Source organism: Aeromonas sp. 1805 (assembly GCF_013085525.1).
GTDB classification, from domain to species: domain Bacteria; phylum Pseudomonadota; class Gammaproteobacteria; order Enterobacterales; family Aeromonadaceae; genus Aeromonas; species Aeromonas hydrophila.
Map to the genome: position 1 here is coordinate 1983891 of NZ_CP038515.1, position 20947 is coordinate 2004837.

Annotated in this window: 20 protein-coding genes; 8 read left to right on the forward strand and 12 right to left on the reverse strand. The window is 64.2% G+C overall.

Annotated features, from left to right (window positions below):
• Positions 1-124: 124 nt before the first annotated feature.
• From E5E96_RS09470 to E5E96_RS09495, 6 genes are all read right to left on the reverse strand, one after another.
• The gene (locus tag E5E96_RS09470) at positions 125-697 is read right to left on the reverse strand and encodes a hypothetical protein (protein ID WP_171282012.1); all 573 of its coding nucleotides are present in this window, start codon (positions 695-697) and stop codon (positions 125-127) included.
• A gap of 129 nt (positions 698-826) precedes the next feature.
• Complete coding sequence (locus E5E96_RS09475) at positions 827-1864, reverse strand: acyltransferase (protein ID WP_171282013.1); 1038 nt, start codon at positions 1862-1864, stop codon at positions 827-829.
• A gap of 176 nt (positions 1865-2040) precedes the next feature.
• On the reverse strand, positions 2041-2661 hold the full coding sequence (locus E5E96_RS09480) for a PepSY-associated TM helix domain-containing protein (RefSeq protein WP_171282014.1): 621 nt from the start codon (positions 2659-2661) through the stop codon (positions 2041-2043).
• Positions 2662-2726: 65 nt separating this feature from the next.
• Positions 2727-4769 carry a TonB-dependent siderophore receptor gene (locus E5E96_RS09485; RefSeq protein ID WP_171282015.1) on the reverse strand — a complete coding sequence of 681 codons (2043 nt, stop codon included), beginning with the start codon at positions 4767-4769 and terminating at the stop codon, positions 2727-2729.
• Between the two features lie 227 nt (positions 4770-4996).
• Positions 4997-5908, reverse strand: coding sequence for an ABC transporter substrate-binding protein (locus E5E96_RS09490; RefSeq protein ID WP_171282016.1), 912 nt, complete (start codon positions 5906-5908; stop codon positions 4997-4999).
• 117 nt (positions 5909-6025) lie between these two features.
• On the reverse strand, positions 6026-7090 hold the full coding sequence (locus E5E96_RS09495; protein ID WP_171282017.1) for a porin: 1065 nt from the start codon (positions 7088-7090) through the stop codon (positions 6026-6028).
• Positions 7091-7310: 220 nt separating this feature from the next.
• Here E5E96_RS09495 and glpX point away from each other — a divergent pair, with 220 nt between their 5' ends.
• Complete coding sequence (gene glpX / locus E5E96_RS09500; protein WP_171282018.1) at positions 7311-8321, forward strand: class II fructose-bisphosphatase; 1011 nt, start codon at positions 7311-7313, stop codon at positions 8319-8321.
• Positions 8322-8489: 168 nt separating this feature from the next.
• Positions 8490-8741, forward strand: a complete 252-nt coding sequence (locus E5E96_RS09505; RefSeq protein ID WP_171282019.1) for a YkgJ family cysteine cluster protein — start codon at positions 8490-8492, stop codon at positions 8739-8741.
• Positions 8742-8897: 156 nt separating this feature from the next.
• On the opposite strand, the gene E5E96_RS09510 is transcribed toward E5E96_RS09505, so the two are convergent.
• Genes E5E96_RS09510 through hemC form a run of 4 tightly spaced genes read right to left on the reverse strand, consistent with a single transcriptional unit; the run spans position 8898 to position 12802 of the window.
• Positions 8898-10061 (reverse strand): heme biosynthesis HemY N-terminal domain-containing protein, encoded by a 1164-nt coding sequence (locus E5E96_RS09510; protein WP_158198135.1) that lies wholly within the window; start codon positions 10059-10061, stop codon positions 8898-8900.
• 10 nt (positions 10062-10071) lie between these two features.
• On the reverse strand, positions 10072-11145 hold the full coding sequence (locus E5E96_RS09515; protein WP_171282020.1) for a uroporphyrinogen-III C-methyltransferase: 1074 nt from the start codon (positions 11143-11145) through the stop codon (positions 10072-10074).
• Positions 11142-11876, reverse strand: a complete 735-nt coding sequence (locus E5E96_RS09520) for a uroporphyrinogen-III synthase (protein WP_171282021.1) — start codon at positions 11874-11876, stop codon at positions 11142-11144. The genes E5E96_RS09515 and E5E96_RS09520 overlap by 4 nt, the downstream gene beginning before the upstream one ends.
• Complete coding sequence (hemC, locus tag E5E96_RS09525) at positions 11873-12802, reverse strand: hydroxymethylbilane synthase (RefSeq protein WP_171282022.1); 930 nt, start codon at positions 12800-12802, stop codon at positions 11873-11875. The genes E5E96_RS09520 and hemC overlap by 4 nt, the downstream gene beginning before the upstream one ends.
• 323 nt (positions 12803-13125) lie before the next feature.
• On the opposite strand from hemC, the gene E5E96_RS09530 reads away from it, so the two are divergent.
• Positions 13126-15660: a class I adenylate cyclase gene (locus tag E5E96_RS09530; protein WP_171282023.1), complete on the forward strand. Its 2535-nt coding sequence runs from the start codon at positions 13126-13128 to the stop codon at positions 15658-15660.
• Between the two features lie 123 nt (positions 15661-15783).
• Here E5E96_RS09530 and E5E96_RS09535 read toward each other — a convergent pair whose 3' ends face one another.
• Both E5E96_RS09535 and cyaY read right to left on the reverse strand, forming a co-directional pair.
• Positions 15784-16437 carry an alpha/beta hydrolase gene (locus E5E96_RS09535; protein WP_171282024.1) on the reverse strand — a complete coding sequence of 218 codons (654 nt, stop codon included), beginning with the start codon at positions 16435-16437 and terminating at the stop codon, positions 15784-15786.
• A gap of 14 nt (positions 16438-16451) precedes the next feature.
• Positions 16452-16766 carry an iron donor protein CyaY gene (gene cyaY / locus E5E96_RS09540; protein WP_011704445.1) on the reverse strand — a complete coding sequence of 105 codons (315 nt, stop codon included), beginning with the start codon at positions 16764-16766 and terminating at the stop codon, positions 16452-16454.
• A 73-nt stretch (positions 16767-16839) separates the two neighbouring features.
• Here cyaY and E5E96_RS09545 point away from each other — a divergent pair, with 73 nt between their 5' ends.
• The 5 genes from E5E96_RS09545 (at position 16840) to xerC (ending at position 20913) form a co-directional block, all read left to right on the forward strand.
• Positions 16840-17049, forward strand: a complete 210-nt coding sequence (locus tag E5E96_RS09545; RefSeq protein WP_241876833.1) for a lipoprotein — start codon at positions 16840-16842, stop codon at positions 17047-17049.
• Positions 17036-18286, forward strand: a complete 1251-nt coding sequence (lysA, locus tag E5E96_RS09550) for a diaminopimelate decarboxylase (RefSeq protein WP_042066089.1) — start codon at positions 17036-17038, stop codon at positions 18284-18286. The genes E5E96_RS09545 and lysA overlap by 14 nt, the downstream gene beginning before the upstream one ends.
• Before the next feature lie 65 nt (positions 18287-18351).
• Positions 18352-19182 carry a diaminopimelate epimerase gene (gene dapF / locus E5E96_RS09555; protein WP_011704447.1) on the forward strand — a complete coding sequence of 277 codons (831 nt, stop codon included), beginning with the start codon at positions 18352-18354 and terminating at the stop codon, positions 19180-19182.
• A gap of 80 nt (positions 19183-19262) precedes the next feature.
• Positions 19263-19943, forward strand: a complete 681-nt coding sequence (locus E5E96_RS09560; protein WP_016349251.1) for a DUF484 family protein — start codon at positions 19263-19265, stop codon at positions 19941-19943.
• Positions 19936-20913: a tyrosine recombinase XerC gene (gene xerC, locus E5E96_RS09565; RefSeq protein ID WP_301271281.1), complete on the forward strand. Its 978-nt coding sequence runs from the start codon at positions 19936-19938 to the stop codon at positions 20911-20913. The genes E5E96_RS09560 and xerC overlap by 8 nt, the downstream gene beginning before the upstream one ends.
• Positions 20914-20947: the final 34 nt, after the last annotated feature.

A 20947-nucleotide genomic window follows, 5' to 3' on the forward strand; every position in this document is an offset into this window, starting at 1 on the left:
GGTGTCTCGTCTGGAATCATCACAAGGGAGGCATGGTAACAGCACAGGCCCGGTCGTCACCCGGTGAGTGGCCAAACTGCTACCCCCATAACAAAACAGGCGACCCGCAGGTCGCCTGTTGCCGTTAGCCGGCGTAGGGGAGGGATGAGTGGTGCAGCACGATGCGCACCTTGCCGTCGTCCCCCTTCTTGAAGCCCCAGGTCTTGTCGACCGTGGTCTGCTTGTTGTCCCGGTCGGTCAGGTGCACCTTGCCCATGGTGAGGGCCATGTCGCCGTTGATGTAGACGGCGGCGTTGTCGTAGTTGTAACTCTGCCAGTTCTTGAGGGCGAAGCCGGTGTCGGCGGGATAGGCCTGATTGTTGCCGACGAAGTAGGCCAGCGCCCCTTCCTGATTGATGCGGAAGGTCTGTTCGCCGCCGGCCAGGGTCGGTTTGAACAGCACGGGGCCATGGTGGTAGCCGTAGGCGCCGTCGAGCACGGCGGTAGCGGTGGCGCTGGCCTTGTCGATGCCGCCGCTGCGGTAGTCGTCGCTGATCTGGATCAGGGCCTTGCCCCAGGCATCCTGCGCGGCCTTGATCTCGGCTTCGGTGATGTTGTTGTTGGCGATCTGGGCGGCGCTGAGGGAGCCGCTGGCGGCGAGCAGAACGAGGACAAGGCCGGATTGCTTGGTGAACAGCATCTTGGTGAGCAACTTCATACGGTCGTGACTCCTGGGTGTCGCGTTTAAGGAGTCCCGGAGTTTATCTATCTGCGATGAATAAAAATTGAACCCTCCATTCAGGCTTGAGTGGGGAGGGATCGGCCTCCCTCCCATCCCCTGTTCCCTTCAGCGGGCCCGCAGCAGCCAGCGACTGGCCGCCCCCAGCGCCAGCAACCGGTAGCCGAGCAGGGAGAGCGCCAACAGCGCCGGCACCTTCAGCAGCTCCCACCACGCCTGCTTGCCCTGCGGGCCGAAGATCATCAGCCACACCACCAGCATCATGTGCAGACAGTAGAGGCCCAGCACCTTGGGGGCCTGGTGTTCGAGCCAGCTGCCTCGGCCCCAGCCCGGGTTGGCCAGCAGCAGGCCGAACAGCCCCAGCGCCCAGGGCAGGGAGCCGAGCAGGAAGTCGTGGCGGTTGAGGGGCACGGCGGCAAAGTGCAGCAGCCCTGCGGCCTCCAGGGCGTAGAGCCCCATCCCTGCCACCATCAGCAGGGCGCAGTGCCTGGCATCCGGCTGCCAGGCGCGCAGGCGCAGCTCGGCGCCAAGGGCCACGAACAGCAGCGAGAAGAAGGGGCCGTTGCGGGTCAGCAGGGCCCACTCGCCCCCCAGCAGCGGCGGGCCATAGGAGCCGCCGAGCAGGGCCAGCCCGTAGAGCAGGACGCCCAGCAGCAGGGCCAGCCGGGGCAGGCGGGCCTGTTGGCAGAGCGCCAGGATCAGCACCGCCAGCATCAGGGCGGGCAGGAACCAGAGGTGGATCATGCCGCCTACCCACCAGGCGTTGAGCGGATCCCCCAGCTGCATCTGCCACTGGCTCGCCATGGCCGGCAGGTAGCCCTCGCTCACCGCCGCGAGCGGGTTGAAGGGGATCAGCACGTAGAGCAGGCTCCACGCCAGCCAGAGTCCCAGCAGCGGGCGGCAGTAGCGCAGCGCCACCGTCAGGGGGCGGCCTGCGGCGAGAGCGGGTTGCAGAAAGTAGCCGGCGCAGAGGAAGAACAGCGGCACTGCGAAGCGGCAGAGCTGGTTGATGATGCCCCCGAGCCAGAAGTAGAGGGTGCCGTCCCACAGGGTGGGATCGAAGGGGTTGCTGAAGGGGGAGAGGTGAATGGCCATCACCGCCATGATGGCCACCACCCGTCCGCATTCGATGCTGGAGATGCGCATGCTGCCTCTTGCCGCTTGGGTTGAGGGCGCACCCTAGCAGCCGCAGGCGATCCTCATCCAGCCGCCAGGCCGGCAACTGTGACCCCCATCGGCGGCCGGTTACCCTTTGTTACCCGAGGTGCGGGCAAGGTTACCGCCGCCGAGAGGCAGATCCCGTTTTGCCGTCGGTAAACGCGCTAGAGCAGGGCCACCAGCACGGTGACCAGGGCGCCCAGCAGCAGCAGGGCGATGCCGCGCGCGGCCGGGCCGTGCAGCTTGTTCCACATCAGCAGGCTGGTGAGGGCCAGCAGCAGCATGGCCAGCGCTGCCAGATCCCCCACCAGCTGCCACGGCAGGCCGGTGCCCATGCCACGGTGCAGCCGGTTGAGGCTGGCGGCGAAGTTGGCCTGCTGCAGTTCGGTGCGCACCAGCAGGGTGCCGGCCACATAGCTGGCGGCCACGCTTTCGCTCAGGGTGACGCCGCGCATCTCCCAGCGGGCCGGCAGGGTGAGCGGGCCGTCGGGGGTGGGCAGGGTCTGGGGCGGGGTGAGCTGGACGCGCCTCTCCTCGAACCCTGCTGGATAGCGTTGTTGCAGCAGGCTTTTCAGCTCATCCGGGCTGCTCAGCGGTGCGCTCAACACTATCTCTTCGCTGGACTTATCGGTGTGGGGGCCGGGCAGCGGCAGCACGGCCCTGTGTTGCAGCCAGAGGCCGGTGAGGCCGTAGAGCAGCATCAGGGTGAGGGTGGCAAAGCCGGCCCAGGCGTGGATGCGGCGCACCCACTTGTTGTTGTGCAGGGGGAGTTTTCTGCGTTTCATCGCTCGGTGCTTCATAAAAATCTGGCCAGCGGAAGCTGGCCAGAGGGATCGGGAAAAGGCGGGGATCAGAAGCGGTAGGCGGCGCTCAGATGCAGCTGACGGGGTGTGCCCGGCATGATCTGGGAGGCGCTGGTGGCGCTGACGAAGTAGTCGTGATCGGTCAGGTTCTCCACGCTCAGCTGGGTTTCCCACTGCTGCCAGCGGTAGCCGGCACGGGCATCGAAGCGGGCGTAACCGGGCAGGGTAGTGGTGTTGGCGTTGTCGGCGAAGCGATCGCCCACCGCGGTCACCCCGGTCTCGCCGAACCAGCCCTGCTTGCCGCTCTGATAGCCGGCGAACAGCTCGCCGTTCTGGCGGGAGACGTTCATCGGCCGCTTGCCTTGCAGATCGGCGTCCGCCTTGACCTGCTCGGCATCCTGGATGGCGATGCCGCCGCGCAGGTAGAACTCGTCAGTCAGCTGGGCGCGGGCGCTCAGCTCGATCCCCTCGGTGCGCTGCAGACCGGTGAGGATCACCTTGGTGGGATCCAGCGGATCCTTGCTGCGCTTGTTGTACATCTCCAGCCGGTAGAGGGAGAGGGTGGTCGCCAGGCGGCCATCCAGCCAGTCGCTCTTCACGCCGCCCTCGTACAGCCGGGTGTGCTGGGGATCCAGGTTGTTGTTCTTGTCGCCCGGGGTGATGCCGATAAGCTCGCCGCCCACCGGGGTGAAGGTCTTGCTGTAGGAGGTGTAGAAGGCGTGCTCCTCGATCGGGTTCCACACCAGGCCCAGGCGCGGACTCAGGCTGGTGACCGAGACGGTCTCCTCCTTGTTGAGGTCGTTGCGACGGCTGGTGACGGTGAAGTCGTCGCGGCGCAGACCCGCCAGCAGGTGCCAGTCGCCCAGACTGAGCTGATCCTGCACATAGAGGCCGTAGCCACGCACCTTGTGGTTGGCGTCGCTGGAGAGCTTCATGGCGCCGTCGTAGGTGGGCAGGGAGCCCGGATCATAGAGGTTGCCGGCCGGGATCGCGGTGGCGTTCTGGTAGAGCTTGGGGGTGCGCTCCTGCCAGTTCTGCTCGAAGCCCACCAGCAGACGGTGCTCGACGGGGCCGGTCTGCAGCTGGCCTTCGGCCTCGGTGTTGCTGATCAGGCTGTTGGCCTTGAGATCCTGCTGCCAGCGGGAGCGGGTCACCTGATCCCCCTTCACGCTGGTGACATAGGTGTTGTCGAACTGGCTGTCGAGGCTGGTGTAGCCCAGCTGCTGGCGCAGTTGCCACTGATCGTTGATGTCCCAGGTGAGGCGGGAGCGGGTGGACTGGGCCACGTCGTCGATGAAGTCGCGGCGGGTATCGCTGTAGACATACTCCTTTGGCACGTCGGCGGGGCGGCCATTGACGCCGGGGATGCCGCGATCCGGGGTGCGGTCGTGCTCGTTGCGCTCGTACTGCAGCAGCCAGTTCAGCTTGTCGCTGATCTCCCAGTTGACGGAGGGGGCCAGCAGGGTGCGCTTGCTGGTCACGCCGTTGCGAAAGCTCTCTTTGTCCTCTTGGGCCAGGTTGAGGCGCACCTGCACCTGTTCACCCGCTTCGCCGCTCAGGTCGGCGGCCAGTCGACGGCTGTCGAAGCTGCCGACTTGGGCGCTGACGCTGGACTCCAGCCCCTTATGCGGCTTCTTGCTGACCCGGTTGACGATGCCGCCGGTGCTACCACGGCCGTAGAGCACCGCCGCCGGTCCCTTGAGCACTTCGACCCGCTCGGTGTTGCCAAGGTCGCGGGTGTACTGCATGTCGTCGCGAAAACCGTCCAGATAGAAGTCATTGCTGGCGCTGAAGCCGCGGATGTTGACGCCGTCGAAGCGGGTGTCACCGCTGGCGTTGACGCCGGGGATGCCGGTCAGGGCCTCGCTCAGGGTGGGCTGGCCGAAGGCGGTCAGCTCGCTGGCCTTGACGCTGTCGATGGCCTGCGGCACCAGCTTGGCCGGGGTGTTGGTACGGGTCGCGGTGGCGACCTCTTCATGTTGGCTGCGTTTGCCGACCACTGTCATGGTCTCGTCTTCGGCGTGTGCGCCGGCGCTCAGGGCCAGCAGGGCGACACTCAGCAGAGTGCGCGGGTGGTGAGGTGTGTGCATGTTGCGTGTTGACTCTTGAAGAAGCGACCTGATGGTCTGAACTTGTTGATTTATTTGTAATTATTTTGTTTTCTCCCATCCGGGAGGATGCTAATGATATTGATTTTCATTAGCTGTGCAATAGAAACATGTTTTGGCGATGGGACTGGGTATCGGATGGCTCGCCAGCGCCGACAGGGCGCCCTGTCGGCAAGGTGACGGGAGGAGGGAAGAAAGGGGATGAGGGCTCAGTGGTCGGCGGCGGAGGGGGCGATCCCGGCCAGCTGCTTGCCCAGTACTAGCCGCGGCATCGGGTCGGTCTGCAGCGGGATATCCTGCAGCGGGGTGCCCTGCAGGTTGCGATGGATGATGTTGGCCGCCATCTGGCCGAGGGCCCGATAGCTGCTGATGGTGCCAACGGTGCAGCCGTGCTCGACATAGAGCTCGGCGCTGCAGATGGTGGGGATGCCCGCCTCGTTGAGGGCGGCCAGCAGTTCGGGGGCGATGGAGAGCAGGTAGCTGTCGGCGGCGAGAAACACGATGCTCTCTTTGGCGTCGTGCTGCAGCCGCTTGAGTTCGCTGGCCAGCCGCCGCTTGTCCGGCGCGATGCGCCAGGTGGTGAGCTCCCACTGGTAGCGACGGGCTTCGCGCAGCAGCAGCTCGCCGGTCAGCAGGGTGTTCTGCTCGCGCGGGTTGAACGGCAGCAGCAGCCCCTTGCCGGCGGGCAGATAGCGGCGGGCGTTGGCGAGCTGCAGTGCCATCGGCACCATGTTGCTGGTGCCGGCCACCATCTGGTTTTCCGTCTTGTCGTCGGACAGGAAGCCGGCCCCGACGGGGTCGGACACTATGCTGAAAATCAATGGTTTGCGGTTGCCCACCAGGCTCTTGACCATGGCCGTGGCGGTGGTGCCGAAGCAGTAGATGTAGTTGTAGTCGGCGAGGGAGGGCAGCAGTTGCTGGCGCAGCAGGGTGGCCAGCGCGGTTCTGTCCTGATTGGCGTTGAAGGTGACGAAGGTGGGGTGATGACCGAGCCGGTTCAGCTCGTCGCGAAAGCCGCGCTCGGCATCGGTCTCGCCGCGCCACAGCACCATGGCAATGGTCAGCGCCTGGACGGGCAGGGCGCAGAGCAGACAGCAGCAGATGAGCAGGCGTAGCGGCATGATGATCTCCTCGTCGTGGTTCTGTTGAGCCTAGATCATGGGGAGCAGGGCACGCCGACGCGGATGCAAAAGAGCGCGCCGGCATCAGCCGGCGCGCGCAGTGCAGAGGGGCCCGACTTAGAAGTCGTAGCGGGCCGCCAGCTGGAAGTCATCCTTGACGTTGAGCTTGCCGCTCTCTTTGCTGTCGAGGTTGTTGATGCGGTACTCGCCGATGACGCGCAGGTTCTTGTTGAACTTGTACTGGGCGCCCAGGGTGTAGTAGTCGATGGAGTCATAGTCGGCCTTGCCGTCCTGCTCGACCTTCTGCTTGTTCCACAGCGCCATCAGGCCGAAGCCGTTCTCGAAGTTGTAGCCCAGCGCCCCTTCCCAGCCGGTGTGATCCTTGCCGGTGGCCAGGAAGTCGGTGCCGTCCGCATAGCTCAGGGCGGCGTAGACGGCCTTGTTGTCGTACTTGGTGGAGAGCAGCCACAGCTTGGCATCCTCTTCCCCGTTCTTGTCGCGGATCCCCACGTTGTAGGCGGTGCCCAGCGCCAAGTTGAACGGGAAGGTGTAGGCCACGGCGGCGCCGTAGGCGGCATCGCTGTCCTTGCTGGTGGTCTCTTCGGTGTCACCGCCGTCGAACTTGTAGCTGGTGTCTACCTGGAAGCCGTTGAACAGACCGGAGTACTTCAGCACGGAACCGGCACGGTTGGTGGCGAAGGTGTCGGTCTTGGCGCCCAGCGCGTCGTTGCCGTAACCGTCGGAGAGAGACACGTCGGTCCAGTCAGCCAGGAAACCCGGGGCCCCTTTCTGGCGACCGAAGGTGATGTTGCCCCAGTCGGCGCCAACACCGGCGAACGCCAGACGGGTGCGCAGGTTGTCGGAGTTCTCGCTGATGGTCTTCTCGCTGTCGTTGATGTACATCTGCACTTCGTACTGGGCCAGCGCCTTCAGTTGGCTGTTGATCTGGCTGTCGACCTTGGCGCCGAAGCGGACGAACTGGTTGGCGCCCTGCTTGTCGCTGTACTCCTGGGTGCCGTTCGGATGGGTGCTGTCGACCCCTTCCTTCTTGTCACCGAAGAACTGGCCGGCGTAGATGCGGCCGTACAGATCCAGGGTGGTGGTGTCATTCTTGTAAACTTCAACGGCGTGAGCCTGGAAGGCCGCGGTGAGAGCCAGTGCCACTACAGTCAGCTTTTTCATCTTAATCCCTTGTGTTGCAAGCTTTGTTGTAAAAGACGGGGGCCATGCTAGGCAGGGGGGATGACAGCGGGGTGACACTCTCGTGAAGTGTCGGTGGCGGTTTGATGTCAAATTGGTGAAAGGGCCGTGTTTTGTGTGACGAACCGCCACTTTTGCGCGCAAAGGTTTGCCCTTGTGGTAGAATGCCGCCCGTTTTCGAGCTCCAAAGGTTGGATATGCGATGAGACGTGAACTGGCAATCGAGTTTTCCCGAGTGACGGAAGCGGCTGCACTGGCTGGCTACAAGTGGCTCGGACGTGGTGACAAGAATATCGCCGATGGGGCGGCCGTTGCGGCCATGCGCCATATCCTCAATCAGATCCAGATCGATGGTGAGATTGTGATCGGCGAGGGTGAAATTGACGAAGCCCCCATGCTCTACATCGGCGAGAAGGTGGGTACGGGTCTGGGCGACGCGGTGGACATCGCGGTCGATCCCATCGAGGGTACCCGCATGACCGCCATGGGTCAGGCCAATGCCCTGGCCGTGCTGGCCGTCGGCGACAAGGGTTCCTTCCTCAAGGCCCCCGACATGTACATGGAGAAGCTGATCGTGGGTCCCAAGGCCAAGGGTGCCATCGACCTCGATCAGGCCCTCGAGCTGAACCTCAAGGCCGTGGCCAAGGCGCTTGGCAAGCCGCTCTCCCGCCTGACCGTGATCACCCTGGCCAAGCCGCGCCACGACAAGGCGATCAAGGAGATGCAGGGGCTGGGTGTGCGAGTGTTCGCCATTCCTGACGGCGACGTGGCTGCCTCCATCCTCACCTGTCTGCCGGACAGCGAAGTGGACATGCTGTATGGCATCGGTGGCGCACCGGAAGGGGTGATCTCGGCGGCGGTGATCCGTGCGCTGGACGGTGACATGCAGGCCCGCCTGGTGCCCCGTCATCAGGTCAAGGGTGACAGCCCGGAAGTGCGTGCGTTTGGCGAGCAGGAAATTGCCCGCTGCGAGGCGCTCGGCATCGACGTGAGCAAGGTGCTCAAGCTGGAAGACCTGGCCAAGAATGACAACGTCATCTTCTCGGCCACCGGTATCACCAAGGGTGATCTGCTGGACGGCATCACCAGCGACGGCGTCATGGCGACCACCGAGACCCTGCTGATCCGTGGCAAATCGCGGACTATCCGTCGCATCAAGTCGATTCACTTCCTGGATCGCAAAGACAGCGTGGTGCGCGACATCATCCTCTAATCAGGATGCGCGCGGGGCAACCCCCATGGTACCGCCTGAAAAGCCCGACACTGTCGGGCTTTTTGTTGTCTGCTTGCAAGGGGACTATTTCATGGCGGGGCCGGGATAACAGTGAGGAAAATCCCCGCCCTTTGCTAAACTGGTTCGCCCTGCCGAGGAAAGCATCACATGGAATGTCGTCAAGGTTGCGGTGCCTGCTGCATCGCCCCCAGTATCAGCAGTGCCATTCCCGGCATGCCCGACGGCAAACCGGCCGGCGTGCCCTGCGTGCAGCTCGATGCGCGGCTGGGCTGCAAGATCTTCGGCCAACCCGAGCGGCCAGCGGTGTGTGGCGGTTTTCGTCCCATGCAGGAGGTGTGCGGCTATCACCGGGAGGAGGCTATCTGGCTCATCGGTGAACTGGAGCGGCTGACGGCCTGAGGCTGACCCTCTCCCACAGGGAGAGAGTGGTTGCTGGTTTCCCCCTCATCCCCGACCCTTCTCCCACGAGGGGAGAAGGGAGAGCAGCCATTCGGAACAATCCCAATAAAAAGAGGCCGCAACTGCGGCCTCTTTTTATTTCGTGACGAACGGGCGTCAGACGTCGGCCAGCTGCAATGCCTGGCGGTAGTACTCGTTTGCCTTGTTGGTGAGGCGGCGCTTGTCCATCACCTGACCGAGGGCGTGGTAGACGGCGGCGTTCGGCGCCTTCGCTACCTCCTGCTCCAGCAGGCGCTGGGCGTCGTCCAGCTGACCGGCCAGCAGGTAGACCTGGGCCAGCGCCGCGTCGACGCCAGGCTGATCCTGGATCTTCTGTAGCAAGGTCAGCATCGGCTGGTAGCTGTCGAGCCTGAGCTTGGGCAGACGGGCCAGCAGCTGGGGCGAGACCTGCTTGCGCAGTGCATCCAGCCACAGCTCGGCGGCTTCATTGTCGGCCCCCAGCTGGCGCAGGCGATCGCCATAGGCGGCCAGCAGATCCGGATCCTGGCGCAGCTTGCGCGGCAGCTCCTGCCAGATCGGGCGCAGGGTCTCGAGGGCGCCGCTGGCGGCGTCGAGGCGACCACGCCAGGCCTGCTGCAGCAGATCCTCTTCCTGTTTGGGGGTCAGCTTGCCCACCTTGTGCAGCACCGGAATGAGGTCGATGAGGGCAGCCCAGTCCTCGCGGGCCAGGTGCACCTGGCGCAGCTGGTCCAGCACCATGGGGTGGCGCGGGTTGAGGGCATAGACGGACTCCAGCATGGCCAGCGCGGTGTCGTACTGGCCCTGCTCGATCTGCAGCTGGGTCTGGGTCAGGGTCAGCGCCAGCTCGGCCTTGGGATTCTCCTCCTGCGCCTTTTGCAGGTATTGGTCCCGGCGCACGTCATCACCACGGGCCTGGGCCGCCTTGGCGGCGCTCAGGTAGTTGAGCAGCGGGGTATCGCTGTTGCTGGCGCCCTTGAGCATCAGCTTCTCGGCCTGGCTGTAGTGCCCCTCGGCCATGGCCAGGGTGGCGGCCACGGTCTGCTGGTTGGCCTTGCGGCGCCGGCGCGAGCCGTACCAGCCCAGGGTCTTGCGGCGCAGGCCGAATACCCGGCCCAGCAGCCACTCGACGATGAGCAGGGCACCGTAGAACAGCACCGCCAGGATCACCGCACTGGTGACCGAAGATTCAACCGTGTAGTTGCCCAGCGAGATCAGCACATAGCCCTTGTTGCCGGAGGCCTGCGGGCCGAAGATGAGGCCGGCCACCATGGCGGCCACCAGTACAATCAGACGAATCATGGTGCCCTCCTCAGTTGCTGGCCAGAATGCGCTGCAGGCGCTCGGTCAGCACCTCTTCCAGCATGGCCTGGGTCTTGAAGCGATCCGGATAGTTGAACTGGATCTGCTCCCCCTTGAGCTTGTCCAGCTCGGACTGCATGTAGTGGGTGGCGCTGTTGTCGGTGTCGAAATACTGGGTCAGCCAGCGCTGGGCCTTGTCCAGGCTGTCGTCATAGAGGGCTTGCTGCTCGCGGTAGACGGCGAGCTGGGCCTGCAGCAGCTTGGTCTTGAGGTTCTCGCGCAGGAAGATCTCCTGCTGCGGGGAGAGCAGGGCCTCCACCGCGCCGTCACGACGGCGGATGGTGATGAAGTTCTCGGTGAACTTGACCCAGTTCTTCTTGAGATTGCTCTCCCACTCGTCCGGGTTGGTGCTGACGGCCTGATCAGGCTCGCTCTTGGCTTCCGGCATGCTGACGGTGGAGAGCGGCAGCAGCTCGATCTGATCGGAGAGGGCGGCCAGCTTCAGGGTCAGCCCTTCGCGGTCGATGCGCGGCATCCCCTTGAGCTGGGCGATGTCTTCGGCCAGCGCTTTGCGGATGGGCATCAGGCTGGGATCGTTGAGCGCCTTGATGCGCTCGTCGGCATTGCCGAGCAGTGTGATGGCGGAGACGAGGTCGTGTTCCAGCCACAGCTTGCGACCGGCCATCCGCACCAGGTATTCGGATTCGGCCAGCATCCAGTCGTTGGGGCGCTTGTCGTTGAGATCCAGCACCCGGGTCTGCAACCCCTTGAGCTCGTCCTGCAGCAGTTGCTGCTGCTTGCCGAGGGCGGCCAGCTGCTCGCCATCCTTGCTGTTGCTCTGGTCAAGCTTGTTCATGGCCTCGGCCAGTTGCAGCTTGAGCTGGTTCAGCTCGCCCTGCTGGGCCACCGTACTCTTGTGGCCGTGCAGATAGAGGCCGCCGGTCAGGCCGAGGGCCAGCAGGATGGCGATGCCGCCGACCACAGCACCCGAGCTGCCCTTCTTGTTGTTGACCTTCTGGCCGGGTTGCTTGTTGTCGGCCACGGAGGCCGCGGCACTCGGCTGGACTTCTTGCTGTTCAGTCATTCCATCTTCCTCAGTTCCAGAGCGGCCGTCAGGGCCTGGTTGGATGCACCCTGGGCAATCGTGATATGGGTAAAGCCCGCCGCCGCGGCCATCTCGGCCACCCGCGGGCTGGGCACCACCAGCAGGCAGTCGCGCAGCCAGGGCAGCTGTTGGTCCGGGACCAGTTCCAGCAGCCGTTGCAGCAGTTCACCGCTGGTGACGAGCAGGCTGTCGAGCCCGGCCGCCTGCCAGTGGCAAGTCAATGCGTCCCCGTCCAGTGCGGGGTAGTGGCGCTCATAGGCCGCACAATAGTGCACCAGTGCGCCGCGTGAGGCCAGCGTCCGGGCGATGAGATCCCGGCCGCCATTGCCGCGCAGGATCAGCACCTGCTTGCCGTTCACCTGTTGCAGGCCGGGCAGGGCCAGCAGCCCTTCGCTGCGCGGATCGTCCGGGCTGAAGGCCTGGATGCCCACCTCGGCGAAGGCATCCGCGCTGGCCTGGCCGACCGCAAAGTAGTCAATATTTGGCCAGGTCTGACCAGTTTGCAACAGAAAATGATGAGTGAAATGAACTGCATGCACGCTGACGGCGATGACGATGTCAGCCTGGGGCAGCAGTTCGGGCAGGCGGTGCAGTTCGCTGCCCGCCACGGTTTCCAGCAGCGGGCAGCAGAGCGGTGCGTGGCCGTGCTGGCGCAGCAGTGCGGCCAGCTCGGCGGCCTGGGCGGCCGGACGCACCACCAGCGGGATCATGCCCGGTAGACCTCGGCCAGGATGACATCGGCACCATCGGCCAGCAGACGCTGGGCCAGGGTGTGACCGAGGGCCTCGCCGTCGGCCAGCGGACCGCGGATCTCGTCGCGAATGACACGGCTGCCATCCGGGCTGCCCACCAGGCCGCGCAGCCACACTTCTTCCCCCTGCACCAGAGCGTAGGCCCCGATGGGGACCTGACAGCCCCCTTGCAGGGCGCGGTTCATGGCACGCTCGGTCAGCACCCGGATCCGGGTCTCGGGGTGTTCGAGCGGGGCCAGCAGGGCGTGCAGCTCGTGATCGTCGAGGCGGCATTCGATGCCGACCGCGCCTTGACCGTTGGCGGGCAGGCTCTGCTCCGGCTCGATGAAGGCGGTGATGCGGTGTGCCATCTCCAGCCGTTTCAGGCCGGCGGCGGCGAGGATGATGGCGTCGTATTCACCGGCGTCCAGCTTGGCGAGACGGGTGTTGACGTTGCCGCGCAGGTCGCGGATCACCAGATCCGGGCGTGCCGCGCGCAGCTGGCACTGACGACGCAGGCTGGAGGTGCCGACCACGGCCCCCTGCGGCAGCTCATCAATCTGGCCGAAGCGGTTGGAAACAAAGGCATCGCGCGGATCTTCGCGCTCGCAGATGGTGTGCAGACTGAGCCCCTCGGGGAACTCCACCGGCACGTCTTTCATGGAGTGCACGGCGATGTCGGCCCGTCCCTCCAGCATGGCGGTTTCCAGCTCCTTGACGAACAACCCCTTGCCGCCCACCTTGGCGAGAGGGGTATCCAGGATCTTGTCACCCTGAGTGCTCATGGGCACCAGCTCGACCTGCAACTCGGGGTACAGGGCTTCCAGCCGGTCTTTGACGAAGTTGGCCTGCCACAGGGCCAAGGGGCTCTTGCGAGTGGCAATTTTCAGGGTTCGGGCTGCCATATCAATCAGTTGTTTCATCTTTAGAAGGAAAACGATCTTACCACCCTTTGCAGGGGCTTTCATGGCGCAGCCCGCAAAAGCGGGCTCAAGCTCAAAAACGGCCGCTGAAAATGATTTTTATTAAGTCTGGCTTGCTGGTTAATCTGTTGAAATTACAAATCTTTATTGCTTTCCAATGATACTGTTTAGTGACTTGTCATAAATAATCCGGCGATTGTGTGCGGGCTTGTTTACCACCGCTGTTTGCATTGTTAACATGATCACACTTTTTTGACGTCTCCCCGTTTTGGTGCGTCATTTCTTACCTCGGTATAGGCAGGGCATTGCTGGTAAAACTCGACACGCTGGTGGCGCGCTACGACGAACTCAATCGTCTCAAGACGCAACGGGCGCTAGGTCTCATGAGTCGCTACGGGCAGCAGGTTTTTCAGCTGCTACCCGTCATGCTGCACTTCAATCACCCCCTGCTGCCCGGTTATGTGGCGGGGGATGTGCCGCACGGCATCTGGAGTTTTACCGCCAATGACGCCCAGCAGGCCTTCATCGAGGATCTGTGCCAGAACGCCAACTGCCTGAACGGCCTCACCACCCATGACAAGTCGATCCAGGGGCTCTACTCCATGGGCAGCACCTCGTCCATCGGTCAGTGCTGCCACTCGGATCTCGACATCTGGGTCTGCCACGTGGCCGGTTTGTCGCAGGAGCGGCTCGAGCTGCTGGATCTCAAGTGCCAGCAACTCTCCAAGTGGGCCGAGCAGCGGGGGGTCGATCTCAACTTCTTCCTGATCCCCGAGGACAAGTTCCGCCAGCGCAACGATGCCCAGATGCAGGGTGAGAGCTGCGGCAGCGCCCAGCACCTGCTGCTGCTCGACGAGTTCTATCGCAGCGCCATGCTGATCGCGGGCAAGCGGCTGCTCTGGTATCTGGTGCCCAGCGAGTATGACGACCACTACGACGACTACGTCAACGGCCTGTTTGCCCACGGCAAGCTGAGCCAGGATGACTGGCTCGATCTCGGTGGCTTCAACCGCATTCCGGCCGAGGAGTACTTCGGCTCCGCCCTCTGGCAGCTCTACAAGGGCATCGACTCCCCCTACAAGGCGGTGCTCAAGTCGGTGCTGATGGAGGCCTACTCCCACGAGTATCCCAACACCCGTCTGTTGTCGGTGACCAGCCGCGACTGGTTCCAGCACAACGAGGGGATGCACTACCGGCTCGACAACTACTGCTTGATGCTGGACAAGGTGACCAACTACCTCAAGTCCATCGGCGACATGCAGCGGCTCGATCTGGTGCGCCGCTGCTTCTATCTGAAGGTGTGTGACGGTCTCAGCCACCCGAAGGAGGAGCACTCCCCGGCCTGGCGCCGCGAGCAGATGACCCAGCTGGTGGCCTACTGGGGCTGGAGTCAGGAGCGGTTGCATCATCTGGATCACCGCCAGGAGTGGAAGGTCGAGGACGTCAAGGTGGCTCACGCCGAGCTGCTGGAAGCTCTGATGCAGAGCTACCGCAACCTGATCCAGTTCGCCCGGCGCAACAACATCAGCGAGTCGATCAACCCGGAAGACATCGGCATCCTGTCGCGCAAGCTCTATGCCGCATTCGAGAGCCTGCCGGGCAAGGTGCAGCGCATCAACCTCAAGATTGCGCCGGACTTGAGCGAGCCGGATCTCAGCTTCGTGCAGGTGCCGCACGGCCGCTTGAACCGTGCCGGCTGGTATCTCTACAAACATTCGCTGGAGCCGGCAGACATCATCGGTCGGGCGCCGCTCGAATATAACGGCTACATCAGCAAGCTGGTGTCGTGGGCCTACTTCAACGGCCTGCTGACGCCCCAGTCCCGGGTGCACCTGTTCAACCAGGGCTCGGATCTGCACATCGACAACCTGCACCAGTTCTGTCGCGATCTGTCCGGCACCTTCCCGGTCAAGTATCCCCGCGCCACCAACCTGGCCCTCAGCCGGCCGTGCGAAATTCGCCAGCTCTCCATCTTCCTCAACCTGGAGACGGACCCGACGAGTCACTGGGTGGGCCAGGTGATCGAATTCGACGCCAACGCCGCCGACGTCTTCTCGTTCGGCCGCAACCAGGAGTGCCTGGTGGGTTCGGTAGACCTGGTCTATCGCAACTCCTGGAGCGAGATCCGTACCCTGCACTTCCAGGGAGACGAGGCGGTGGTGGATGCTCTCACCACCATCCTCGGCAAGATGCATCAGGATGCCGCCGCCCCCGAGATGATCGAGGTGTTCTGCTACAGCCAGCACTTCCGCTCTCTGGTGCGAACCCGCTTCCAGCAGCTGGTGGCCGAGTGCATCGAGCTGCGTCTGGCCCGCGACAAGCAGCAGCTGGTCAAGACGCTGGCGCTCGGCCGCGAGAAGTACGGCATCTTCTTCGAGCGGCGCGGGGTGTCGGTCAAGAAGCTGGAGAACGCGGTCGACTTCTATCGCCACATCTCCCACAACAAGCTGGATCACCTGCCGCTGCGGCTCGACAAGACTCACAGCCAGCATCTGCCCGGTATCGTCGACGCCTACGCCAGCGAGGGGCTGGTGCAGTTCTTCTTCGATACCCGGGATGCGGGCACCAACATATATATCCTGGATGAGGCGAACCGGGTGGAGATCTACCAGCACTTCGCCGGCAACAAGGATGAGCTGGTGCAGGGGGTGAACCGCTTCTACACCTCCAGCCACGAGCGCTTCAGCGACGCGGGCCAGTTCAGCAACTTCAACCTGCCCCAGTACTACGAGATAGTGCAGATCAACGGCGAGCTGGAAGTGATCCCCTACCGCAGCCAGGGCCAGCTGCGCGACGCTGGTCAGGGGCGCGAGCTCGGCTCCGCCGCAGGCGCGGGGTAGGGCAGGGGCCGGTCCGGCGTGCGCGCAAGCGCCCTGGTCTGGGCCCCCTGCTGCACAGGATCATCGCTCATATCGAATGAAAACGGCCTGCATCTGCAGGCCGTTTGGCTATCCGCGATTGGCTCAGCCCGCGAGGCGGGCCAGCAGCCACTGACGGATGTCGTCGAGCTGCGTGCGGCAGATCTCGTGGCGCATCGGGTACTCGTGCCACTCGGGGGAGAGCCCGGCCGCCTCCAGCCGGTTCTTGGCATCCCAGCCCATGGAGAGGCTCACCACGTCGTCATAGATGCCGTGCATGTAGCAGATGGGCAGGCTGCGGGCAGCCTCGCTCATCTCGCCGAGCAGGGCGTCGGGCGCCGCCAGGTAGGTGGACATGCAGAGCAGGCCCGCCAGTTGCTGCGACAGGCGCAGGGCGGTGAAGGAGGCAATCACGCCCCCCTGGGAGAAGCCGGCCAGCACGATGTGCTCGGGGGCGAAGCCCTCGGCCACCAGCTGCTCGATCAGCGCGGCGATGCGGGCCGCGGACTCCCTGACGTGGGACTCCACGGCGCGATCCGCCGGGTTGTCGAAGCTCTTGATGTCGTACCAGCCGCGCATCTTGTAGCCCATGTTGATGGTGATGGCGCGCTCCGGCGCATCGGGCAGCAGATGACGCACCGGCAGGTCGGCGGGCAGCGCCAGCGCATCCACCAGCGGGGCGAGGCCGGCGCCGGAATCCCCCAGCCCGTGCAGCCAGATCACCGCGTGACGGGCGCCTTCAGGATGCAGATCGATCATGGCGGGCTGCACCATCATGGGAACTGGACGGGTTCGCCCGCCTGGGTGGTGCAGGCCTTGCTCAGCAGCGTCTTGAGCTCGTGACCGAAGCGGTTGTCGATCCAGCTTTCCCCTTGCAGCTCGAAGTGGAAGCCGTTCTCGCGGGTGGCGACCCAGATCTGGTGCAGGGGTTCCTGCTTGTTGATGATGACCTTGGTCTTGTTCTCGAACGACAGGGTCAAGACCCCGCCGGCACGCTCACAGTCAATATCCGGATATCCTGCGTCGACGGTGTCCTCCACATATTGGAAAAAGGCGTCGGTCAGGGCGTGATACTCGTGATCCTTCATCGGTTTATCCTGTTGCTTTTAACAATGTGAGTGCGATTATAGAGGGCCAAAAATTTTTTCGCAGCGAACCATTATGATTACCCAGCTTACCAAGTGTCTGCTTGCCACTCTTCTGTCTCTTGGTTTGGCCGCGTGTGGCCTGACGGGACCGCTCTACATGCCGCCCCCGAGCAGCCCCAGACCCAGAGTACACCGCAAGCACAGACGCCTGCGACCGCCGAGGCTGCCCCAGAGGCCGCGCCGCAATAATTTAGGAAGGAACCGCCCCCTTGGATCACTTTAACTACGACGCCGACGGCCAGCTTCAGGCCGAACACACCTCGCTGCAACAACTTGCCGAGCAGTACGGCACCCCGCTGTACGTCTACTCCCGCGCCACCCTTGAACGCCACTGGCACGCCTTCGACAAGGCGGCGGGCGACATCCCCCATCTCATCTGCTATGCGGTCAAGGCCAACTCCAACCTGGCGCTGCTCAACCTGCTGGCACGCCTTGGCTCTGGCTTTGACATCGTCTCCGGTGGCGAGCTGTCGCGGGTGCTGGCGGCGGGCGGCGATCCGGCCAAGGTGGTCTTCTCCGGGGTGGCCAAGAGCGAAGCCGAGATGCGCCTCGCGCTGGATAAAGAGATCCTCTGTTTCAACCTGGAGTCGGAAGCCGAGCTGGAGCGTCTGAACCGGGTCGCGGGCGGCATGGGCAAGAAGGCCCGGGTGTCGGTGCGGGTCAACCCGGACATCGACGCCGGTACCCATCCCTATATCTCCACCGGCCTCAAGCAGAACAAGTTCGGCATTCCCATCGAGCAGGCGCCCGCCATCTACCGCAAGGCGGCGGCCATGGCCAACATCGAGATCGTCGGGGTGGATTGCCATATCGGCTCGCAACTCACTGAATTGAATCCCTTCATGGAGGCGGCCGACAAGCTGCTGCGGCTGATCGACGGCCTGGCGGCGGAAGGCATCCACATTCACCACCTGGACGTGGGTGGCGGCCTGGGGGTCAACTACGGCGCCGAGCAGCCGCCCCATCCCAGCGAATATGCCGAGGCGCTCAAGCAGAAGCTGGCGGGCCGGGATCTGACCCTGTTGTTCGAACCGGGCCGCGCCATCGTCGCCAACGCCGGCGTACTGCTGACCCGGGTGGAGTACCTCAAGCCGGGCGAGACCCGCAACTTCGCGCTGATCGACGCCGGCATGAACGATCTGCTGCGTCCTTCGCTCTACGGCGCCTGGATGAACATCATCGAGGTGGACAGCCGCACGACCCACGAGCCGGCGCTGTACGACGTGGTCGGCCCGGTCTGCGAGACCGGTGACTTCCTCGGCAAGGAGCGCACCCTGGCGATCGCCGAGGGCTCCTTGCTGGCGGTGCGTTCCGCCGGTGCCTATGGCTTTACCATGTCCTCCAACTACAACACCCGTCCCCGTGCCGCCGAAGTGCTGGTGGACGGAGCGCAGTCGTTCCTCATCAGAGAGCGCGAGCAGTTGGCCGATCTCTGGCGCGGTGAGCATTTACTGCCCTGATTGTTAATGGATTTCTCTAAGCGTTCCTCCAGGTGAGAGCGTGAACAAGGGTACAGGAACGCACGATGTTGATAGATTTTTCCAAGATGCACGGGCTGGGGAACGACTTCATGGTGGTGGATGGCGTCACCCAGAAGGTGTTTTTCAGCAATGAGGTCATCAAGAAGCTGGCGGATCGCCACTTCGGCATCGGCTTCGACCAGCTGCTGCTGGTGGAGCCGCCTTATGATCCCGAGCTCGACTTTCACTACCGCATCTTCAATGCCGATGGCAGCGAGGTGGAGCAGTGCGGCAACGGTGCCCGCTGTTTCGCCCGCTTCGTGCGCCTCAAGGGGCTGATCAACCGGGATCGCATCGCGGTGAGCACGGCGCGCGGCCGCATCGTGCTGCAACTGGAAGGGGAGAACCAGGTCACGGTCAACATGGGGGTGCCCCAGTTCGAGCCGGGCAAGATCCCGTTCCGGGCCCAGAAGGCGGAAAAAACCTACCTGCTGCGGGCCCAGGAGCATACTGTGATGTGCGGGGCCGTCTCCATGGGCAATCCTCACTGCGTCATCGAGGTGCCCTCGGTGGCCGATGCGCCGGTGGCGACCCTGGGTCCCATCATGGAGCGACACGAGCGCTTTCCCGAGCGGGTCAACGTCGGCTTCATGGAGATGGTCAACGCCAGCGAGATCAAGCTGCGGGTGTTCGAACGCGGGGTGGGCGAGACCCTGGCCTGCGGGACCGGCGCCTGCGCAGCCGTGGTGGTGGGCATCAGCCAGGGCAAGCTCAAGGAGCGGGTCACCGTTACCCTGCCGGGAGGCAAGCTGACCATCGCCTGGAAGGGGCCGGGTCAGCCGGTCTACATGACCGGGCCGGCCGAGCACGTATTTGACGGTCAGATAGAGTTATAGGCACGGGCGGGGAGGCCCCCGCTCTGCCAAGCACTAATGTCGGGGCCTTGTGCCCCTTTTTCGGATGGACCAACCAAGTTATGAGCGAACTCAAACGGCAGGAACCACTGGTGGATGAAGCCACAGTGCTGGAGTACCTGGCCCGTTATCCCGAGTTTTTCCAGCGCCACGCGGCCATGCTGGACCGGATCCGCATTCCTCACGAACGCAAGGGCACCGTCTCGCTGGTGGAGCGCCAGCTGGACAGACAGCGCGAGCGCATCGAACAGCTGGAGCAGGAGATCACCGAGCTGATGGGGATCGCCAGCGAGAACGAGCGGATCTTCCGGGTCTATGCCGATCTCTACGGCGAGCTGTACGGCTGTCAGAGCCTGTTCGAGGTGAGCGCCGTGATGGGCAAGGCGTTCGTGCAGCGGCTGCGGCTGACCGGCCTGCGGCTCTGGCTCAGCCCGAAAAAATTCCAGTTGAGCGGCCCCGAGCAGAAGTTCATGGCGGAGGGCCGACAGCTCGAGCAGCTGCTGGGTCAGCGCCTGCCGGGTCAGGATTACTACTTCGGCCGGCTCAATCAGAGCGAGAAGCAGGCGCTGTTTGGCCACGACGTGCTGGTCAACTCGGTGGCGCTGATGCGGCTCGGCGATCTCGGCGTGCTGGCCTTCGCCAGCTCGGATCCGAGCCACTTCACCCCCCACAACGACACCCTGCTGCTGGGCCAGCTTGGCCGCCTGCTGCAGCTGCGTCTGCCCGAGCTGGCGCGTGGCTAAGACGCCGGCCAGATCCCCCGCCAAGGCGCCACCAGCCGCCGAGCCCCTGCCGGCCGCGCTGGCCGACGAATTGGCGGCCTTCATCGAATACCTGCGGGTCGAGCGCCAGCTCAGCCCGCACACCCGCAGCAACTACCAGGCCCATCTGGAAGCCATGACCGCCGAGCTGGTGAAGCTCGGGGTCGACGACTGGGCCCGGCTCGAGGCGAGTCAGGTGCGCAGTCTGGTGGCCCGGATGCACAAGGCGGGGCTGGCGCCCCGTTCACTGGCCACCAAGGTCTCCGCCCTGCGCAGTTTCTGCGACTGGCAGGTGCGGCAGGGGCGGCTCACCGCCAATCCGGCGCGTGGTATCGTCACCCCCAAACAGGGGCGGCCGCTGCCCAAGAACCTGGATGTGGACGAGATGTACCAGTTGCTCAACATCACCGACGAGCAGGATCCGCTGGCGGTGCGGGATCGCGCCATCATGGAGCTGATGTACTCCTCCGGCCTGCGGCTGGCCGAGCTGGTGGGGCTCAATCTGGCGGACGTGAAGCTCGACGAGCGCCAGCTCAGGGTGACCGGCAAGGGCTCGCGGGAGCGGGTGCTGCCGGTGGGGCGGATGGCGGTGGAGTGGCTGCACAAATGGCTCAAGCTGCGCCCCCTGCTGGCCGGCGATGAGCTAGAGGCGCTGTTCGTCTCCAAGCGCAAGCAGCGGCTGTCGGCCCGCTCGGTGCAGGAGCGGCTCGACGGCTGGGGCAACAAGCAGGCGCTCAACGCCCACGTCCATCCCCACAAGCTGCGCCACAGCTTTGCCACCCATATGCTGGAGTCCTCCGGCGATCTGCGGGCGGTGCAGGAGCTGCTGGGTCACGCCGATCTCTCCACCACCCAGATCTATACCCACCTCGACTTCCAGCATCTGGCCAAGGTGTATGACAGCGCCCACCCGCGGGCGAAGCGGGATCCCGCGGCTCCGGACGACGAATGAGGAGGGCCGGGCACGCCCGGCCTCGACAAGAGGA